Annotated in this window: 3 protein-coding genes; 2 read left to right on the forward strand and 1 reads right to left on the reverse strand. The window is 77.1% G+C overall.

All coding sequences use genetic code 11. The features are described 5' to 3' along the window. Positions 1–564: peptidoglycan-binding domain-containing protein (locus ABDW35_RS33460; protein ID WP_343718173.1), on the forward strand; the 564-nt coding region annotated here is incomplete at its 5' end. 94 nt (positions 565–658) lie between these two features. Continuing rightward, the gene (locus tag ABDW35_RS33465; protein WP_343718174.1) at positions 659–1,534 is read left to right on the forward strand and encodes an SMP-30/gluconolactonase/LRE family protein; all 876 of its coding nucleotides are present in this window, start codon (positions 659–661) and stop codon (positions 1,532–1,534) included. 21 nt (positions 1,535–1,555) lie between these two features. Here the strand turns inward: ABDW35_RS33465 and ABDW35_RS33470 are convergent. Beyond that, positions 1,556–3,985, reverse strand: a 2,430-nt coding sequence (locus ABDW35_RS33470; protein ID WP_343718175.1) for an AsmA-like C-terminal region-containing protein, incomplete at its 5' end; no start/stop codon positions are given.

Below are 3,985 nucleotides of genomic sequence, written 5' to 3' on the forward strand. Positions count from 1 at the left end.
CCGCGGGCGGCCACGCCGGAGGCCCGTCCCCCGGCCGCCGCGGCGAAGCCGGCGGCCGCCGAGCCAGCGGATGTGCCGGAAGGCCGGGCCCCGGGCTCTCCGCCGCCCGCCGCCCGGTCGGAGCGGACCGCGACGGCACAGGCGCCGGCGCCGGCCGCGGAGCCGTCTGACGTGCCGGAGGGCCGGGCTCCCGGCTCCCCGCCGCCCGCCTCGCGGCAGCCGCGGCAGGAGCGGATCGCGGCACCGCCCGCGGCCGAACGGCCGGCCCCGGCGCCGCAGACGGCCGCGGCCCCCGCGACGGCCGCCCCGCCGGCGGAACCGGCGGCCCCGGCCGTCCCCGCCGGCGACGCGCAGGTCCGGGAGATCCAGCAGCTGCTGACGATGATGAACTTCGACGCCGGCCCGACCGACGGCAAGCTGAGCCGCCAGACCCGCAACGCCATCGCCTCGTTCCAGCGGCAACAGAAGCTGCGGGTCACCAGCCGGCCGTCGCCGGAGTTGCTGGAGGCGCTGCGCAAGGCGGCCGGGGCCGACACGCCGGACTGGACCCCGGGGCATTTCTGACCACAATCGCCGCCCGGGGCGCGGCCGCGCCCCCGGTCTTTGTCATAGAGCGGCGGGCGATCCAGCCCGCCGCGTAACGCGGGAAGGAACGGCGATGGGTCAGGACGCGGTCTGCATCTGGGCGGCCGGGACGACGCTGGGCGAAGGGGCGCTGTGGCTGGCCGAGGAGCAGGCGCTCTACTGGGTCGACATCCTGCAGCCGCGCATCCTGCGCTACGACCCGGCGACCGGGGCGAAGGCGGAATGGCCGATGCCGGAGCCGATCGGCTTCATCGCGCCGCGCCGGCGCGGCGGGCTGGTGGCCGGGCTGCGCAGCGGCTTCCACCTGATCGACCTGCCCGAAGGCCGGATGACGCCGATCGGCAATCCGGAGCCGGACCGGCCGGGCAACCGCTTCAACGACGGCAAGGTCGACCCGATGGGCCGGCTGTGGGCCGGGACCGTGGAGTTCGGCTGCGCCGAGCCGACCGGCGCCTTCTACCGGCTGGACCCCGACCATCGCTGGCAGCGCGTGGATGACGGCTACATCGTCACCAACGGCCCCGCCTTCTCGCCCGATGGCCGCCTCCTGTACGAGGCGGATTCGGAGCGGCGGGTGGTCTATGCCTACGACCTCGACCTGGCCGGCGGCGCGATCTCGAACCGCCGCCCCTTCGTGATCTTCGCCGAGGATGACGGCGTCCCGGACGGCATGACGGTCGACCGCGACGGCCATCTGTGGGTGGCGCATTGGGGCGGGTCGCGGGTCAGCCGCTTCCGCCCCGACGGCACGCTGGACCGCGCCGTGGCCATCCCGGCGCCGCATGTCACCAGCTGCGCCTTCGGCGGCCCCGGCCTGACCACGCTCTACGTCACCACGGCCCGCAGCGGCATGTCGGAGGGGGCGCTGCAGCAGCACCCGCTGGCCGGCGGGCTGTTCGCGATCAAGGACGCCGGCCGCGGCCTGCCCGGCAGCCACTTCGCCGGATAGCAGCAGCCCCGGCCGACCTGTTCAGGGGCCGGGCGGCGGCTCTGCCGGTGAGGCCGGGACCGGAGCGGGCGGAGCCTCCGGTGCCGGCTCGGCCGGCTTCGCCGCGGCGCGCGCGGCCGCCCACTCCTCCAGCGCCCTGGTCTCCAGCCGCCGCACCGGGGCGGAGGGCGTGCCGTCGAAGCGCAGCCCCACCGCCGGCACGTCGGGATGGGCCCGGAAGGCGACATCGACGCCGAGGTCGAGGCGCCAGCGCGGCAGGTCGAGGGTGAAGCCCCCCGTCCCCACCGCCGTGTCGGTGGCGAGGCGCAGATCGGTCGAGGCCGCCGTGCCGTCAGCGATGGCGAAGGTGGCGTTGATCGCCGGCACCGCGGTGCTGCCGCCGGCGAAGGCGGCGCGCAACCCCTCGAGGAAGGCCCCCGGCAGCCCCGGATCGGACAGCAGGCGCCCGGCCGCGGCGAGGTCGATGCCGGTCAGCGTGGCGTCGCGCACCGCCACCAGCCCCTTGCCGCCCAGCCCGTAGACTAGGCCGGCGACGCTGTTGCCGGCCGAGGCGGCGTCGAGGCCGAGATCCAGCCGGCCGGCCAGACCCTGGGGCCCGGCCGACAGCTTCAGGATCTGGGCCAGGTCGGCATCGACCAAGTCGGCATGGCCGGACCAGCGCGGCACCGCCGCATCGCCCTGGGGCCAGTCGATCCGGCCGTTCAGGCCGATCCGGCCGCCGGCGACGCCGGCGGAAAGACGGTCCAGCGTCAGCCCGGACGGGTCGAGCCGGGCGTGCAGCTCCGGCTGGTCCAGCGTCCAGCCCGCCAGCGAGATCGCCGCCGCGTCGAGGTCGAGATTGCCGTCGATCCGGGCCAGGCCCGACAGGTCGAAGGGCCGCGCCGGCCACTGGCCGGCGGCATCGCCGGACGGCGCCAGCCCGGCCAGCAGCCGGTCCAGCGGCAGCGCCGTGCTGCGCAGCGACACGGTCAGCCGCGGCCGCGGCGCGCCGAGGTCGAGTTCGGCCTTTCCGCCCAGCGACACGGGCCCGGCCGTGCCCTGCAGGTTGTCGAGGCGCAGCCGGCCGCCCGACCAGTCGGCATCGGCATAGAGGTCGATGCCGCCCAGATCGGGCGCCGCCAGCCCGCCTTCGCCGACCCGCTGCAGCAGCCCCGGCAGGTCCGGATGGGTGAGGCGGAGGCCGAGCGCGGCATGCGGCGCCGTCGCCGCGTCGGACAGGCTGCCGCCCAGCGCCAGCGAGCCACCCAGCGCGTCGACCGAGCCGTCGAGCGACAGCGCGGCCGGGTCGCCGCGCAGCCGCAGCGCGGCCTTGACCGGCCCCGGCGTCGGCGCCGGCACCGCGCCGTGCAGGCGCAGCGCCCGCAGCAGCGCCGGCGGGTCCTGGGCCTCAAGCGTAGCCTGCAGGTCGATGTCGGAGACGGCGGCGAGCCGGCCGATGGCGCCGTTGAGACTGAGCCCGCTGCCGCCCGGCCCTTCGACCCGGCCGCCATGGATGGTCAGCCCGCCCTGGGCCAGCGTCGCCTCGAGCCGCAGCCCGGTGAAGGCGGCGCCGTCGACCGCGACGGCGTCGACCGTGGCGTCGAGGTTGATGTCGGCCCCGGCCAGCATCGCCAGCAGCCGGCCGCGCAGCCCGGGATCGGATTGCAGCAGGTCGCGCAGCGGCGGCGCGCCGGCGGGACGGTAGGCGTCGATGTCGAGCCGGCTGAGCTTCAGCCGGGCGCCGAGGCCCGGCCGGTCGCCGCCGACATAGGTCAGGGCGCCGGTCAGCCGGTTGCCGTCGAGATCGGCGTCGAGGCCCGACACCCGCAGATTGGCGATGTCGCCCGAGAGCGTGCCGGCGATCCTGCCGCGGCGCAGCGCCGTGGCCGGGACCGGCCCCGGATCGATGTCGGCCCAGTCAAGCGCGCCGCGCAAGTCCTCCGCCGCCAGCTGCACCGAGAGCTGGTCGGCCGCCGGCCGGTCGCCGTCGAGGCGGATGGCGCCGGAGGCCGCGGCCGAGCCGCCGCCCGGCAGGCCGAAGGCGAGGCGGGTGATACCGATCCGCGCCGGGTCCAGCGTCGCCTGCAGCCGCAGGTCGCGCACCAGCCCGTCGCGCACCGCCAGCGCCGCCACCGACAGGTCGAGCGTGCCGGCGACCGGCAGTGCGGCCTTGCGCGACAGCACCGCGGCCAGCCGCCCGGCCAGCGCCGCCGGATCGCCATTGTCGCCGGCCCAGTCGGCCAGGGCCAGGCGGTTGAAGCCCAGCGTCGCCTGGACCCGCGGCACCGCGGCCAGCAGCACGGTGACGCCGCCGGCGGCGCGCATGTCGCCGAGATCGGCGGTCAGGTCGGCCAGTTCGATCCGCTCGACCCCCGTGCCGTCCAACCCGGCCTGCACCGTGCCGCGCAGGGCGAACACGCCGGGCCGGGACGAGGAGGCGGGCAGCTTGATGCCGATCCGCGCCAGGCTGGC

It is taken from the genome of Inquilinus sp. (assembly GCF_039594555.1).
Lineage (GTDB): Bacteria > Pseudomonadota > Alphaproteobacteria > DSM-16000 > Inquilinaceae > Inquilinus.

Coding starts and splice junctions, on each gene's coding strand:
- ABDW35_RS33465 (WP_343718174.1), top strand. CDS start 659: ATGGGTCAGGACGCGGTCTGCATCTGGGCGGCCGGGACGACGCTGGGC.